The sequence below is a fragment of the Kaistia sp. MMO-174 genome (assembly GCF_037147815.1).
In the GTDB taxonomy this organism is placed as follows: domain Bacteria; phylum Pseudomonadota; class Alphaproteobacteria; order Rhizobiales; family Kaistiaceae; genus Kaistia; species Kaistia nematophila.
This window is the reverse complement of sequence record NZ_JBBCUO010000003.1, coordinates 244,059-257,908: the sequence shown is the minus strand read 5'-3', so window position 1 is coordinate 257,908 and position 13,850 is coordinate 244,059. Positions and strand designations below refer to the sequence as shown.

Annotated in this window: 15 protein-coding genes; 9 read left to right on the top strand and 6 right to left on the bottom strand. The window is 66.1% G+C overall.

Translation table 11 applies throughout. The features are described 5' to 3' along the window. Positions 1 to 49 precede the first annotated feature (49 nt). Entirely contained in the window at positions 50 to 895 is an 846-nt protein-coding gene (locus tag WFK98_RS13135) for an alpha/beta hydrolase family protein (protein ID WP_336800534.1), read from the top strand. Positions 896 to 1,081: 186 nt separating this feature from the next. Continuing rightward, positions 1,082 to 2,662, top strand: coding sequence for a glucan biosynthesis protein (locus WFK98_RS13130; RefSeq protein WP_336800533.1), 1,581 nt, complete (start codon positions 1,082 to 1,084; stop codon positions 2,660 to 2,662). A gap of 76 nt (positions 2,663 to 2,738) precedes the next feature. Here WFK98_RS13130 and map read toward each other — a convergent pair whose 3' ends face one another. Both map and WFK98_RS13120 read right to left on the bottom strand, forming a co-directional pair. Next, positions 2,739 to 3,509: a type I methionyl aminopeptidase gene (map, locus tag WFK98_RS13125; protein ID WP_336800532.1), complete on the bottom strand. Its 771-nt coding sequence runs from the start codon at positions 3,507 to 3,509 to the stop codon at positions 2,739 to 2,741. Beyond that, entirely contained in the window at positions 3,506 to 3,721 is a 216-nt protein-coding gene (locus tag WFK98_RS13120) for a ParD-like family protein (protein ID WP_336800531.1), read from the bottom strand. Before WFK98_RS13120 ends, map begins: the two co-directional genes overlap by 4 nt. A 138-nt stretch (positions 3,722 to 3,859) precedes the next feature. On the opposite strand from WFK98_RS13120, the gene WFK98_RS13115 reads away from it, so the two are divergent. The 4 genes from WFK98_RS13115 (at position 3,860) to WFK98_RS13100 (ending at position 6,962) form a co-directional block, all read left to right on the top strand. After that, the gene (locus tag WFK98_RS13115) at positions 3,860 to 4,462 is read left to right on the top strand and encodes a hypothetical protein (protein WP_336800530.1); all 603 of its coding nucleotides are present in this window, start codon (positions 3,860 to 3,862) and stop codon (positions 4,460 to 4,462) included. A gap of 239 nt (positions 4,463 to 4,701) precedes the next feature. Further along, complete coding sequence (locus WFK98_RS13110) at positions 4,702 to 5,682, top strand: DMT family transporter (protein ID WP_336800529.1); 981 nt, start codon at positions 4,702 to 4,704, stop codon at positions 5,680 to 5,682. Positions 5,683 to 6,039: 357 nt separating this feature from the next. Continuing rightward, positions 6,040 to 6,420, top strand: a complete 381-nt coding sequence (locus WFK98_RS13105) for a hypothetical protein (RefSeq protein ID WP_336800528.1) — start codon at positions 6,040 to 6,042, stop codon at positions 6,418 to 6,420. After that, positions 6,414 to 6,962 carry a hypothetical protein gene (locus tag WFK98_RS13100; RefSeq protein ID WP_336800527.1) on the top strand — a complete coding sequence of 183 codons (549 nt, stop codon included), beginning with the start codon at positions 6,414 to 6,416 and terminating at the stop codon, positions 6,960 to 6,962. Before WFK98_RS13105 ends, WFK98_RS13100 begins: the two co-directional genes overlap by 7 nt. A 323-nt stretch (positions 6,963 to 7,285) precedes the next feature. Here the strand turns inward: WFK98_RS13100 and WFK98_RS13095 are convergent, their stop codons facing one another. Both WFK98_RS13095 and WFK98_RS13090 read right to left on the bottom strand, forming a co-directional pair. Further along, positions 7,286 to 8,065, bottom strand: coding sequence for a hypothetical protein (locus tag WFK98_RS13095; protein ID WP_336800526.1), 780 nt, complete (start codon positions 8,063 to 8,065; stop codon positions 7,286 to 7,288). Continuing rightward, positions 8,062 to 8,550, bottom strand: coding sequence for a Panacea domain-containing protein (locus WFK98_RS13090; protein WP_336800525.1), 489 nt, complete (start codon positions 8,548 to 8,550; stop codon positions 8,062 to 8,064). The genes WFK98_RS13095 and WFK98_RS13090 overlap by 4 nt, the downstream gene beginning before the upstream one ends. A 414-nt stretch (positions 8,551 to 8,964) precedes the next feature. On the opposite strand from WFK98_RS13090, the gene WFK98_RS13085 reads away from it, so the two are divergent. Next, positions 8,965 to 10,731: an acetolactate synthase 3 large subunit gene (locus WFK98_RS13085; protein ID WP_336800524.1), complete on the top strand. Its 1,767-nt coding sequence runs from the start codon at positions 8,965 to 8,967 to the stop codon at positions 10,729 to 10,731. A 181-nt stretch (positions 10,732 to 10,912) separates the two neighbouring features. Beyond that, positions 10,913 to 11,452 (top strand): acetolactate synthase small subunit, encoded by a 540-nt coding sequence (ilvN, locus tag WFK98_RS13080; RefSeq protein WP_029076140.1) that lies wholly within the window; start codon positions 10,913 to 10,915, stop codon positions 11,450 to 11,452. Positions 11,453 to 11,498: 46 nt separating this feature from the next. Here ilvN and WFK98_RS13075 read toward each other — a convergent pair whose 3' ends face one another. Further along, positions 11,499 to 11,963, bottom strand: coding sequence for a MarR family winged helix-turn-helix transcriptional regulator (locus WFK98_RS13075; RefSeq protein ID WP_266338387.1), 465 nt, complete (start codon positions 11,961 to 11,963; stop codon positions 11,499 to 11,501). A 63-nt stretch (positions 11,964 to 12,026) separates the two neighbouring features. On the opposite strand from WFK98_RS13075, the gene WFK98_RS13070 reads away from it, so the two are divergent. Further along, positions 12,027 to 12,506: a cupin domain-containing protein gene (locus WFK98_RS13070; RefSeq protein ID WP_336800523.1), complete on the top strand. Its 480-nt coding sequence runs from the start codon at positions 12,027 to 12,029 to the stop codon at positions 12,504 to 12,506. Between the two features lie 29 nt (positions 12,507 to 12,535). On the opposite strand, the gene WFK98_RS13065 is transcribed toward WFK98_RS13070, so the two are convergent. Beyond that, the gene (locus WFK98_RS13065) at positions 12,536 to 13,582 is read right to left on the bottom strand and encodes an LLM class flavin-dependent oxidoreductase (protein WP_266338385.1); all 1,047 of its coding nucleotides are present in this window, start codon (positions 13,580 to 13,582) and stop codon (positions 12,536 to 12,538) included. Positions 13,583 to 13,850 lie beyond the last annotated feature (268 nt).

Here is a 13,850-nt window from a genome sequence, read left to right as displayed (position 1 = left end):
GATGGCGGGCTTTCCTGCCGTTGCCTCTCCCCTCACAAGGAACGACGACATGACGCGCCGCCTGCCTGCCTCGCTTGCCCTGCTCGCCGTCCTGGCGCTTCCGGCCGTCGCCTCGGCGGCCGAAACCGTGGTCACGCTCGATGGCGGCATCGCCGGCACGCTCAACCTGCCGGAAGGGGCGAGCCGCGCGCCGGCGGTTCTTATGCTGCACGGGTTCGGCTCGTCGCGCGACGAGGTCGGCGGCATGTATGCGCGCGAGGCGGCGGCGCTCGCCAAGGAGGGCATCGCCTCGCTCCGGATCGATTTCCGTGGCTTCGGCAAGAGCGACGGCGACACCGGCGCGACGACGATCGACGGCCAGCTCGAGGATGCCAGGGTCGCGGCCGACTTCCTCGCCGGCCAGCCCGGCATCGACGCCAAACGCCTCGGCATTCTCGGCTTCTCGCTCGGCGGCGGCGTCGCCACGCTGACGGCGGCGGCCGAACCCGCGCGCTTCAAGTCGCTCGTCACCTGGTCGTCGGTTGGGGACTTCGCCAAGGACCTGAAGGGCTCGATCGGCGAGAAGGCGGTCGCCACCGCCGAGAAGGAGGGCGTGGTCGGGCTCGATCTCGGCTGGCGCACGATCGTGTTGAAGAAGGGCTTCTTCGACAGCCTCGACGCGCACAAGATCGAGACGGCCTTCGCGACCTATCCGGGCGCCTACCTCGCCATCGCCGGCTCGAAGGACTTTTCCGCCGCCTATCCCGAGGGCTTCGCCAAGCTCGCCAAAGGCTTGCCCAAGGAGGTGTGGATCGTGCCCGAGGGCGACCACATCTTCGGCAGCCTCGGTGACGACCAGGCGATGGCCGATGGCGTGATCGAGAAGACATCCGCCTGGTTCAAGAAAACTCTCTGAAGTTTGCCATGATCTGGTCTTCTCAATGCGGGATAGACTGAAACGGAACGGCTCTCCGGCGTTGCGTCCCTGCGCAACGTGGTGGAGCCGTGCTATTCGATTGACGTTCTGCGGCGCCTTGCTGGAATGCGCCGCCCTGGCTTCACAATGAGAGCGGACATGGTCCAACCGACGCGTCGAGATGCAATGCTGACATTCCTGTCGGCTTTCGCTGCAGTTTCCCTTTCCGGTGCCGGCCACGCTTCGGCGGCGGCTTCGGCCGAGGATGCCGGGCTGGTGCTGGGGCCGCCGGAGCCCTTCTCCTTCGACAGCGTCAAGGCGCTCGCCGCCGAGAAGGCGAGCAAGCCTTTCGTCGCGGATCGCTCGCCCTATGGCGCCATCCTCGACAAGATCGACTATGACAATTTCCAGAGCATCGTCTTCCGCAAGGATCATGCGCTCTGGGCCGACGGCAAGGGCGGCGATCCGATCCAGCTCTTCCATCTCGGCAAGTATTTCCAGGAGCCGGCCTCGATCCACGTCATCGACGGCGGCCTGTCGCGCGAGATCCTCTATCGCCGCAGCGCTTTCGACATGCCGAAGGGCCATCCCGCGCTCGACCTGCCGGACGATATCGGCTTCGCCGGCTTCCGCGTCGAGATGCCGTCGCAGACGACCGACTGGCTCGCCTTCCTCGGCGCCTCCTATTTCCGCTCGTCCGGCTCGCAGGACCAGTACGGCCTCTCCGCCCGCGGCATCGCCGTCAACACCGCCATGCCGGAGCCGGAGGAGTTCCCGCGCTTCACCGGCTTCTGGCTGGAGCGCGTGCTCGGCCAGGACGGCCGGGTCATCGTCTACTGCCTGCTCGACGGCCCGAGCCTGACCGGCGCCTACCGGATGGATTGCAGCAAGGACGCCGTCACCAAGGCCGTGGTGATGGACATCGACTGCAAGCTGTTCCCCCGCCGGCAGATCGCCCGTCTCGGCCTGGCACCCCTGACCTCGATGTACTGGTACTCCGAGACCATGCGCAGCCAGGCGATCGACTGGCGCCCGGAAGTGCACGACAGCGATGGCCTCGCCATGTGGACCGGCTCGGGCGAGCGCATCTGGCGCCCGCTCAACAATCCGCCGAGCGTGATGACCAATAGCTTCCAGGACAAGGACCCGCGCGGCTTCGGCTTCCTGCAGCGTGACCGCAACTTTGATCACTTCCAGGACGACGGCGTCTTCTACGATCGCCGGCCGAGCGTCTGGGTCGAGCCGAAGGGCGAGTGGGGCAAGGGCGCCGTGCAACTGGTCGAGATTCCGACCGACCGCGAGATCGACGATAACCTCGTCGTCTACTGGGTGCCGACCGAGCCGGTCTTCGCCGGCCGTCCGCTCGAATTCGGCTACAAGCTCTACTGGGACAAGGACGAGCCGAATCCGACCGATCTCGGCCGGGTGCAGGCGACCTATCACGGCGTCGGTGGCATTCCCGGCCAGCCGCGTCCCGAAGGCGCCGTCCGCTTCGTCGTCGATTTCACCGGCCCGAAGGTCGCGGCGCTGAAGCGCGGTGACGGCAAGGCGGAGATCACCGTCTCGCGTGGCAATGTCACGCTTTCCGACGCCTATCCGGTCGTCGCCGGCGAGCCGGGCGTCTATCGCGTCTTCTTCGACCTGATCGCGACCGGCACCGAGCCGATCGACATGCGGATGTTCGTCCGCGACAAGGACGGCGCCGCCCTGACCGAGACCTGGCTCTACCAGTTCTTTCCGGTGAACGGCCACGGCGACAAGGCCTGACCGGCCCGCGTCGCTTCTGGAACAAGAAAAAGCCCGCCGGTTTCGCCGGCGGGCTTTTTCTTGGCGCTTGCCCGGCTCAGGCGGCCGGTGGTTTTTCGCTGGGGCGCAGCGTCAGCACGCGCACGCCCTTGCCGGTGACGGCGACCGTATGCTCGAACTGGGCGGAGAGCTTGCCGTCTGCCGTGACGACCGTCCAGCCGTCCGCCTCGGTGCGCACCGTCCGCCGGCCCTGGTTCAGCATCGGCTCGATCGTGAACACCATGCCCTCCCGCAGCCGCGTGCCGGTTCCCGGCTTGCCGAAATGCAGGACCTGGGGGTCCTCATGCATCTCGCGGCCGATGCCGTGACCGCAATATTCGTGCACCACCGAATAGCCGCCGCGCTTGGCGTGCCGTTCGATGGCGTGGCCGACATCGCCGAGCCGCGCGCCCGGGCGAACGGCGCGGATGCCTTTCCAGAGCGCCTCATAGGCGGTGCAGACGAGCCGTTTCGCCGACGGCGCCACGTCGCCGATCAGGTAGGTCTTGCTGGAATCGGCGATGTAGCCGTGCTTTTCCAGCGTGATGTCGAGATTGACGATGTCGCCGTCCGCGAGAATCTCGTCGCGCGACGGCACGCCGTGGCAGACGACCTCGTTGCGGGAACTGTTCAGGACGAAGCCGTAGCCATACTGGCCCTTGCTGGCCGGCCGCGCGCCGAGCTTGACGACGATCAGCGCCTCGACGCGGTCGTTGATCTCCAGCGTGCTCATGCCCGCGAGCGGCAGCGCGTCGAGATGCGCGAATACCGAGGCGAGCAGTCGGCCCGCCTCCGCCATCAGCTCGATTTCGGCAGGCGTCTTCGTCATGCCGCCGTCGCCGCCGCCAGCGCGCCCGCCTCGACGCCGGCTTCCTTCAGCTCGCGCGCCACCAGTTCCTGGAAGGTCATGCCGGGGTTCAACTCGCACAGCATGCCGATCCGGATCCAGAACGCCGCCTGGGCGTTGATCGAGCGATAGGACGCCTTGCTCGCCCGGCGCAGCTGCTCGTGCAGTTCATCCTCGATGCTGACGATGCCCATGCGTTGCTCCCGAATATATGAATCGTATACGTTTTATATAGTCCGGTTTCGGCGGCGGCAAGGGCGCCACCGTCCCAGAGCGGGCAAAGAAACCGCCGTCTGCGGCCGGATCGCGCTAGAATGGGCGCGAGGGCGAACATGCGGTGCTCGATCGGCCTTCTCCTGTTTCTCGTCGCGCACGGCGCTTCCGCCGGGGAGGCGGCGCGCGCCTATCTGGAGGATTTCCGTCTCGGCGACGCCACGATCCGCGTCGAGGGCTGGCGCGAGCTCGATCCCGGCCGGGCCGAGGCCGCCTGCCTGGCGCTCGGATATGATTGCGGCGACGATCCCGATCCCGCCAGGGCCGCGACGCGCTTCCTGAAGCCCCAGTTCGCCACCGGCCTCTATCGCGGCACGGCGCGCGTGCTGCGCCAGCGAGGCGGCAACTACTACGGCTCGTTCGAGGCGCCACCCGGCTTTCGCATCTGCAAGGCGGGCATCGACCTCGTCGGCGGCGAGATCAGCCGCGGCGCGCTCTTCGCCGGCTCGATCCAGCGAACCGGCCGCGACGGCCTGGGCTTCTATGCGGCGCTGCCGGCGGACGGTTCCGGCGTGATCGCCTTTCGCCTGCTCACCATCGCCGTGCCGGCTGCCCGTTTCGCGCCGGACATCTGCTGGCCGGACGGCACGATCGTCTTCCTTTGCGTCGGCGACCGGCGCTGCCAGGCGAGCCATGTCTATCCGGAGGCGGAGCTGCGCTAGGGCGTGGAAAAACCGGTCGCGCGGCACGATCTGCCCAACACTTCGTCATGCAGGCTTCGCACGCTTCTGCTACATCCGGATCCGGCATGGCCAGATGGCCCGGACCTCAGGCGAGCTGGGGGTTTTCTGCCCGCGAAAACCTGGGAGGGGCGCGGGGAGGGGCGACCGGCGAAATCGGACCGCCGCATCGTCACCCCAAGAAACCGTCACCCCAAGAAATTCCTGCAAAGGCCTCTCCCGTGCAGTCTGATCCGGTCCTCAAGGGCCTTCTTCTCGGCTTCGCCGCTTTCGCGGCCTTCTCGTTCAGCGATGCCAGCGTCAAGCTGCTCGGCGGCCATATCCCGCCCTATGAGGTCGGTTTCTTCGGCGCCATCTTCGGCCTGCTGGCGATTCCCTTCCTGAAGAAGGCGGAGGATCGCTGGATCGACATCTTCCGCACCACCAGCCGGCCGCTCTGGCTGATCCGCTTCGTCTCGAACGGCCTCGCCGTCATCGGCAGCGTCACCGCCTTCTCGCATCTCTCGATGGCGGAGGCCTTCGCGCTGATCTTCCTGCTGCCGGCCTTCGTCACCATCATGTCGGTGGTGTTCCTGAAGGAGCAGGTCGGGCTGAAGCGCTGGAGCGCCGTCGTCATCGGCTTCATCGGCGTCCTGATCGTGCTGCGCCCCGGCTTCCGCGAGCTGTCGATCGGCCATCTCGGCGCCGTCATCGGCGGCCTCGGCGGCGCGATCTCGATCATCCTGTTCCGCGCCGCCGGCCCCTTGGAAAAGAACATCTCGCTCTATGGCGCCGGCGTGCTCGGCGCGCTCGCCATCTGCGGCGTCGCCATGCTGCCGAGCTTCACCACGCCGACCGCGCCGCAATGGGCGATGCTCGCCGGCTATGGCGTGCTCTGCGCGCTCGGCAACGCGCTCCTGATGTATGCCTCGTTCAAGGCGCCGGCCGCGCTGATCGGCCCGACGCAGTACAGCCAGATGCTCTGGGCGGTGGCGATCGACTATTTCGTCTTCAACATCCACCTGGAGCTGCCGATGTTGGTCGGCATCGTGCTGATCATCGGCTCCGGCATCCTGACGCTCTGGCGCGAGAAGACGCGGGGCACGCCGTTGCCGCCCTCCGTCGCCGCCGGCACGCAGGCGGCGGCCCTCGTCGAGCCGCCGCACGAGGTCGCCGACGCCGCGCCCGCCGAGCCGCATGGCCGGATGGTGCCGGCGGAATAGCGCCTTCGTTCGAACCTCGACGCCCGGGGCGCGCCGCCGTTTCCAGCAGGCGGCGCGGCGTTCCGGGCGCGTTTCGTTCGCTTTTCCTTCGTTTCCGATCGAATTTTCCCGCGTTTGTTCGCTCGGGGCCGTGTCCGTTCGCTCCCTGCCAAGACGCCTTCGCGCCGACGCTCTAGATCCGGTCCCGCCCGACGGCCAAGGCCGGGCGGGCTTCACGGGGTGGGGGCTTCGTGGCGATGCGCGCGAGCAGCGCCGGCGACACCGCGACGGGCGGTGCGCCGGAACCGCGTCCGGGCAGGGCTTCGGCCCAAGCTCCCGGCGGCCCGCTGTCCGCAGCTGGAAAGCGGAAGATGGGAAATGAAGACGATTTGGATCCTGGCGCTCGGCCTCCTCGCGGCCGGATGCAGCCAGACGGCGCAGCAGGCGTCGGTGACGCCGGCCCCGGCGGGCAAGGCGGTCGCGGCGGCGAAGGCGACGGACAAGGCGACGGGGAAGCAGGCGCAGGTGGCGCAGCAGGCGCAGAGCCAGGCGATGCGCTGCGCCGACGCCGCGAAGAAGGCGGCCGACAGCCAGATGCAGGCCGCCATGCTTGGCGGCGCCTTGTCGATGGTCGGCGGCCTCGGTGGCTTCGCCGGAACCGGCGGCATGGTCGCCGCGCAGGCCGCCTCGGTCGGCGGCTCGATCGTGCAGCAGCAGGCGGGCAGCAAGGCGCAGGCCGAGATGAGGCAATCATGCTGAGCGCCGCGCTGCGCAAGGCCCATCCGGCCCGCTTCCGCGTCGCGGTGCGGCTCAGCCGCTCCACCATCCGGGCGCTCCGCGTCCTGCCCTGCCTCGGCCTCCTGATGCTGGGGCCGCCGGCCTATGCGCTGACCAAGCAGGAAGCGGTCGTCGTCGTGAAGCTGGTGCAGGCGCTGGAGCCGGAATTCGGCAAGCTCGCCTTCGACGAGACCGCCGCCGACGACTGGTTCGAGGCGGACGCGCAGAGCCGGAGGCGCATCAGCCGCGCCGGCTTCAGCCAGGACAGCTGGAAGGCGGCGCTCGGCGCCACCGTCACCGGCTATATCGCGGCGCTGCCGGAGGACGAGTTCCGCGCCATGCTGGCGACGCTGCGTGCCCATGCGGAAGAGCGCGGCACGCTCACCGCCGAACAGCGCCGCGCCATGCTCGAATTCGTCGACGAGGGCATCTCCCGGCTGGAGGCGATGCGCGTCGAGGGCGAGCCCTACGCCGACATCGTCCGCCCGCTCGCCCCACGCCTGCGCAAGCTGATGGTGGAGTAGGGGGCTTTTCTTGCACGTCGCCCGCAAAGGTGGCGCCGATGGGCATAGACGGCGTTCCGATCGGGTCCGCCGGTTCTCACTCCCAAGAAGGCATGCGGCGCAACCGGCGTTGAACCGCCGTCTTCGAGCTTCACGAACCTGGCCGCGCGGTCCGCCCCTAGATCCGCCGGCCGGCCCACCGCAGGCGCAGCAATGCGTTTGCGGTGGGGAGCCTCTAGAGGAGGGCAGGACCAACCAGATCGCCGAACGTGGGAGTCTGGTTCATAGTCAACGAAAACACGAGGCCGAAGATGGCCGCTAGCGTTGTCTGCGCCTAGAAGATCCTAGGGAAGCTCCAGGCCACCAAATAGGTCGCCAAAGTCCTCTGAGCGATCAGCGCCAGATTCGGTCTGATTTCGCGGCGCATTTTCTTTCTCGTCGAGAATGACTTGGCGAGCTAGAGCGCGTGCTTCCAGAAAGTTGTCGACTGCTTCGTTTATCTCGTTGTTCGACAACAATTCGTAGTCACCTCGATGCCAAATCTCCGACACGCGAGATTGCTTTAACTTCGAAGATGGCTTCGGGAAGAATAGAAACTCAGCCGGGGAGTGCTGAAAGTCGGTCAGCGATAGGAATGCGTCTTCGGTGATAGTGACCAAAAGACGTCTCTGGAAAAGACTTAGGTTCAGGCTGCTCCATCCGCAAATAAACAGCGGAACGAACGATCCATTTTCGTGGATCACCGAAAGTGGAGCTACAGGGACGACGATATCACGGGAAATGCGGAACGACTCTTTGTCGAACTCGATAGAGCGATGCCCATGATACCTACGACGCTCATCGTGCTCAAAGAATGCTTTAACGAACTCTTCGTTGGGAAGGCGGCTTTTCGGAGCAGAGGAGCGTCGGATAGAATTTATCGCGGTTTCAAGGTCGATTCCGAACTGTATCCGGTCTCGGATTACCGTGTAGCCGGTGCGATACGTCACCGGTGGAACGCCCTTTACGAAGTGCAATATCGACTTAGCTGTCTTATTGACGTCAGGGTGAACAAAGCGCGCCCAATTCGGTCCAGATGGTGGCCTGTCAAGTTTAGCTAGGATTTTCTCGTAGTTAACACTCAATGCTTCACCGTCCTTTCGTACCAACTTTTGATAAGCTCATCCGAAATCTTCATCGATGCGTTTGTTTTGGATTCATGGTTCCAAGTTCGATCCCATGGTCCATCTTCAACATGCGATTGCGCGCGAAGCGCGCTAGGTGTCATTGCAATGTATTTTCTCGCTAGCGTAGCTAAGAACGCCGCTTCATCCTCTTCGAACTTATAGGTGGCTTCAGTCTTCGTCCCAGTAGTCGGGTCAAGCCGACACGCTCTGCTCGTGATTGCAGAACTTCCGAATTGCTTGAACTCGCGGTAAAGCTCACGAAATACAGGGCCGTGTGTCCAAGCCTCGATCTTGGCTGTTACTAGTGGGCGCGCGAATTCAACGAGGAAGTCTGCATGCAGGAAGTAAACTATCTTATTGATGTGCAGGTTTGAGACCTGCCGCGCGTCGGCCTCTGCGATATCGAGAACGAAATTCGCGACGGAGCGGACATCGTAAGACATAATTAGGAGATACCCGAGTCACGCTTTGTTCGCAACGCCAGAGCCTACTTATGCCCACTGTCCACGGTCCGCCACGGCGAGGCGAAGGCGCTTCCCGATCGTCAGCAGTGGCGTAGAGCGGGCGGTGCCTCGCCCCTAATTTCCGACAATCTCAACACCCCTTTTGCGCAATTTTCTTTTCCGGGGGTTGACGGCCTCGCGGACCTGCGCCATGTTCCGGCCAATTCCAATCGAAGGGGCCGGACATGATCCGCCGTGACGTTATTGTACTTAGAGAGCGCACTGCCTGATGGCCTGAAGCCGTCACGATAGGTAGTGCGCGAAAATGGGCCCCGAGAGGGCCTTTTTTATTGGCTTGATGGAACTGACAGAAAAAGGCGGACCCGGCGAAGCGGTCCGCGGACGGAGCAGACGATGACACGGCAGATGACCGGCGCAGAGATGGTCGTTCAGGCATTGATCGACCAGGGCGTGGAGCACCTCTTCGGCTATCCCGGCGGCGCGGTACTGCCGATCTATGACGAGCTGTTCCAGCAGGACAAGGTCCAGCACATCCTCGTCCGCCAGGAAGGCGGAGCCGGCCACTCGGCCGAGGGCTATGCCCGCTCGACCGGCAAGGTCGGCGTCGCGCTCGTCACCTCCGGCCCCGGCGCCACCAACATGGTGACGCCGCTGACCGACGCGCTGATGGATTCGATCCCGATGGTCTGCATCACCGGCCAGGTCGCGACGCACCTGATCGGCTCCGACGCCTTCCAGGAGGCCGACACCGTCGGCATCACGCGCCCCTGCACCAAGCACAACTGGCTGGTCAAGGACGTCAACGACCTCGGCCGCATCCTGCACGAGGCCTTCTATGTCGCGCGCTCCGGCCGTCCCGGCCCGGTTGTCGTCGACATTCCGAAGGACGTCCAGTTCGCCACCGGCACCTATGAGGGGCCGAGCCATGTCGAGCACAAGACCTATCGCCCGCAGGTCGAGGGCGACCCGGCCTCGATCCGGGCCGCGGTCGAGATGATCGCCAAGGCGAAGAAGCCGATCTTCTATACCGGCGGCGGCGTCATCAATTCCGGCCCCGAGGCGTCGGCGCTGCTGCGCGAGCTGGTCCAGCTGACCGGCTTCCCGATCACGTCGACCCTGATGGGCCTCGGCGCCTATCCGGCATCGGACAAGCAGTGGCTCGGCATGCTGGGCATGCACGGCACCTATGAAGCCAACAACGCCATGCACGATTGCGACGTCATGGTGAACATCGGCGCGCGCTTCGACGACCGCATCACCGGCCGCCTCGACGCGTTCTCGCCCGGCTCGAAGAAGATCCACATCGACATCGACCCGTCCTCGATCAACAAGAACGTCCGTGTCGACATCGGCATCGTCGGCGACGTCGCGCATGTTCTGAAGGCGATGCTGGCGGCCTGGAAATCGGCCGGCCACAAGGCCGACAAGGCGGCGCTGAAGAGCTGGTGGGGCGAGATCGACCGCTGGCGCGCCCGCAACAGCCTCGGCTTCCGCCAGAACAGCGAGACGATCCTGCCGCAATACGCCATCCGCACGCTCCACGAGCGGACGCGCGGGCGGGACGTCTATGTCTCGACGGAGGTCGGCCAGCACCAGATGTGGGCGGCGCAGTATTTCGGCTTCGACGAGCCGAACCGCTGGATGACCTCGGGCGGCCTCGGCACGATGGGCTATGGCCTGCCGGCGGCGATCGGCGCGCAGGCGGCGCATCGCGACGCGCTCTGCATCGACATCGCCGGCGACGCCTCGATCCTGATGAACATCCAGGAGCTGTCGACGGCGATCCAGCACGAACTGCCGGTCAAGGTGTTCATCCTGAACAACCAGTACATGGGCATGGTGCGCCAGTGGCAGCAGCTGCTGCACGGCAACCGCCTGTCGCACTCCTACACGGATTCGCTGCCCGATTTCGTCAAGCTGGCGGAAGCCTATGGCGCGATCGGCATGCGCTGCGAGAAGGCGTCGGAGCTGCCGGAGGCGATCGACGCGATGATCGCCGCCAAGGGGCCGGTGCTGTTCGACTGCCGCGTGGCCAATCTCGCCAACTGCTTCCCGATGATCCCGTCGGGCAAGGCGCACAACGAGATGCTGCTGCCGGAAGAGGCGACGGACGAGGTCATCGCCAACGCAATCGACGCGGCCGGCAAGGCGCTGGTCTAGGGCTGGTCAGGCAGACCCTCACCCCGACCCTCTCCCGCAAGCGGGCGAGGGGGCGCTTGCCGATCGGCCTCCGGGTCGATGACGGGCGCCGGCGGAATAGCCCTCGCCCGCTTGCGGGAGAGGGTTGGGTGAGGGGCCTGCTTCGTCCCGGACCGACAGAAAAAGAAGAGCGGAGAACAAAATGCAGCCCGGATCCGTCTACGCGATCAAGGAAGGCAAGGATAAGACCGAGCAGCACACGCTTTCGGTGCTCGTCGACAACGAACCGGGCGTCCTAGCCCGCGTCATCGGCCTGTTCTCGGGGCGCGGCTACAACATCGAGAGCCTGACCGTCTCGGAAACCGAGCACGAGAAGCATCGCTCGCGCATCACCGTCGTCACTACCGGCTCGGCTCAGGTGATCGAGCAGATCAAGGCGCAGCTGGAGCGTATGGTGCCGGTGCACCGGGTCATCGACCTGACCGTCACCGGCAAGGCGATCGAGCGCGAGCTGCTGCTGATCAAGGTGCGCGGCGCCGGCGACGACCGGGTCGAAGCGCTCCGGCTTGCCGACGCGTTCCGCGCCCGCGTCATCGACGCGACGACGGAGAGCTTCGTGTTCGAGCTGACCGGCCGCACCGACAAGCTCGACCAGTTCATCCTGCTGATGCAGCCGCTCGGCCTGGTCGAAGTCTCGCGCACCGGCGTCGCCGCCATCACGCGCGGCCCGGCCGCGACCTGAGCCGCGACATCGCCCTGGCCCGCCGGGCCGGGGCGCCTTTCTGGGGCTAGCCCAGCTTCGGGTTGGCCCAGGCCTGCGTCAGCAGTCGCTTCAGCGTCGCGAAATCCTCCGCGCCGAGTTCGGCGCGCCAGTCGCGCTCGACCGCATGCTGGATCTCGACGATGCGCCGGAAGGCGGCGTGGCCGCGCTCCGTGAAGCGGATCACCCGCGCGCCGGCCTCGCCCGCGACATCCGAGCGGACCAGGTAGCCCGACCCTTCAAGACTTCGCAGCAGCTGGTTGATCGCCTGCTTGCTCATGCCGGTGCGCTCGGCCAGCGCCGCCGGGCGGACGCCATCCGGCCCCGGATATTGCAGCACCGGGATATGCGGCAGGCGCAGTTCATCAAACCCGGCGTCGTTGAGTTCGCGGATCACCCGACGGTGGATCGCCTGCGCCGGGGCGCGCAGCAGGGCGCCGATCAGCGGATCCTCCAGTCGCGCGGAAGTGTCTTCGACAAGCATCGTGGCCATTGACTTTCAGTAAATGGAGTTTACCAATATGCGTAAATTGAGTTTACCGAAGGAGGGTCCCAATTGCCAGCACCTGACACCGGTCCTCGCATCAATCCGGCCGAGGAAATCATCGTCACGAAGGGGCTCGCCATCCGCTTCCTGCTGACCGGCGAAAGCTCGAACGGCAGCGTCGCGACCTTCGAGCTGATGGTGCCGTGTTCGGAAGGGCTCCCGGCGCCCGAGCATAGCCATGATCACTATGAAGAGACGATCTATGGCCTGGAGGGCGTGCTCCGCTGGACGGTCGATGGCGCGACCGTTGAACTCGGGCCAGGCGACGTGCTCTGCATCCCGCGCGGCGCGGTGCATCGGTTTGACAACAAGGGAAATGTGGACGCGAAGGCGCTCTGCGTGATCACGCCCGCGGCGATCGGGCCGGACTACTTCCGCGAGACCTTCGCGGTGATCAACGAGGCTGCGGGCGGCCCGCCAGACCGCGCCCGGATGCTCGAAATCATGTGCCGGCATGGCCTGACACCCGCAGCGCCGCCGAAGACCTGAGGTCGCCGGCAGCGCCGCGGGTTATCGCGTCACGCCGTCGCGAGTTCCACTTCCTCGCGCTTCCAGCCGATCGCCGGCGCCACATGGTCGGCGATCGTCTTCAGCATCTTGGCGTTGTATTCGACGCCGAGCTGGTTCGGCACGGTCAGGAGCAGCGTGTCGGCGTCGCGCACCGCCTCGTCCTTGGCAAGCTCCGCCGCGATCACGTCCGGCTCGCCGGTATAGCTCTTGCCGAAGCGCGAGATGCGGCCGTCGAGCCAGCCGACCTGATCCTGGTCCGAGCCGTCACGGGCGCCGAAATACATGCGGTCGATGTCGTCGGTGATCGGCATGACACTGCGCGAGACGGAGACGCGCGGCGCGCGCTGATGGCCGGCCTTGGTCCAGGCCTCGCGGTAGAGGCGGATCTGCTCGGCCTGCAGCTCGCTGAACGGCACGCCGGTATCTTCGGTGAGCAGCGTCGAGCTCATCAGGTTCATGCCCTGCTCGGCCGTCCACACCGCCGTCTGGCGCGTGCCGGCGCCCCACCAGATCCGCTCGGAAAGGCCGGGCGACTGCGGCTGGATCGCCAGCGCGCCGCTCGAGCGCGTCATGCGCGGATCGGCGCGGGCGACGCCGGCGCCGTTGATGGCGGCGCGAAACACCTCGGTGTGGTAGCGGGCGAGCGTGGCGCCGCTCGGGTCGTCGCCCGAATCAAAGCCGAAGGATTCCCAGCCGCGTTCCGCCGGCTCCGGCGAGCCGCGGCTGATGCCGAGCTGCAGCCGGCCATGGCCGATCAGGTCGGTGGCGGCGGCCTCCTCGGCCATGTAGAGCGGGTTCTCGTAGCGCATGTCGACGACGCCGGTGCCGAACTCGATGCGCTTCGTGCGCGCCGCGATCGCCGCCAGCACGGGGAAGGGCGAGGCCGCCTGCGGCGCGAAGTGATGGACGCGGAAGAAGGCGCCGTCGATGCCGATCTCCTCGGCCGCGACGGCGAGCTCAATCGATTGGATCAGCGCGTCCTGCGCCGTGCGCGCCTGCGAGCCCCGGGCCGGCTGGTAATGGCCGAAGGACAGGAAGCCGATTTTCTTCTTCACGGGAGTTCTCCTTGGGCGGCGCTGCACTGGCGCCGCGAGTCGGGCACAAGATAAGTCTCTGCGCGGCAATTGCCACGTCTTGTGCCACGTCTTGCCGGCGAGCGTGGTGCTGCCGGCTTACAGGCCGAAGGCGCCGGACGGGGCGGAGGATTCGCGCCGGCGATGCCGCGCCGTGATCGAGGCCGGCGATCGGCGGATTTCCGCGGTCGATTTCCGCGCTTGCCCGTCGAACCGCCTTGACCGGTCCGGGGGCATCCGCTATCTCACC

Coding starts and splice junctions, on each gene's coding strand:
- WFK98_RS13085 (WP_336800524.1), top strand. CDS start 8,965: ATGACACGGCAGATGACCGGCGCAGAGATGGTCGTTCAGGCATTGATC.
- WFK98_RS13090 (WP_336800525.1), bottom strand. CDS start 8,550: ATGTCTTACGATGTCCGCTCCGTCGCGAATTTCGTTCTCGATATCGCA.
- WFK98_RS13135 (WP_336800534.1), top strand. CDS start 50: ATGACGCGCCGCCTGCCTGCCTCGCTTGCCCTGCTCGCCGTCCTGGCG.
- WFK98_RS13100 (WP_336800527.1), top strand. CDS start 6,414: ATGCTGAGCGCCGCGCTGCGCAAGGCCCATCCGGCCCGCTTCCGCGTC.
- WFK98_RS13105 (WP_336800528.1), top strand. CDS start 6,040: ATGAAGACGATTTGGATCCTGGCGCTCGGCCTCCTCGCGGCCGGATGC.
- WFK98_RS13115 (WP_336800530.1), top strand. CDS start 3,860: ATGCGGTGCTCGATCGGCCTTCTCCTGTTTCTCGTCGCGCACGGCGCT.
- WFK98_RS13130 (WP_336800533.1), top strand. CDS start 1,082: ATGCTGACATTCCTGTCGGCTTTCGCTGCAGTTTCCCTTTCCGGTGCC.
- ilvN (WP_029076140.1), top strand. CDS start 10,913: ATGCAGCCCGGATCCGTCTACGCGATCAAGGAAGGCAAGGATAAGACC.
- WFK98_RS13075 (WP_266338387.1), bottom strand. CDS start 11,963: ATGGCCACGATGCTTGTCGAAGACACTTCCGCGCGACTGGAGGATCCG.
- map (WP_336800532.1), bottom strand. CDS start 3,509: ATGACGAAGACGCCTGCCGAAATCGAGCTGATGGCGGAGGCGGGCCGA.
- WFK98_RS13120 (WP_336800531.1), bottom strand. CDS start 3,721: ATGGGCATCGTCAGCATCGAGGATGAACTGCACGAGCAGCTGCGCCGG.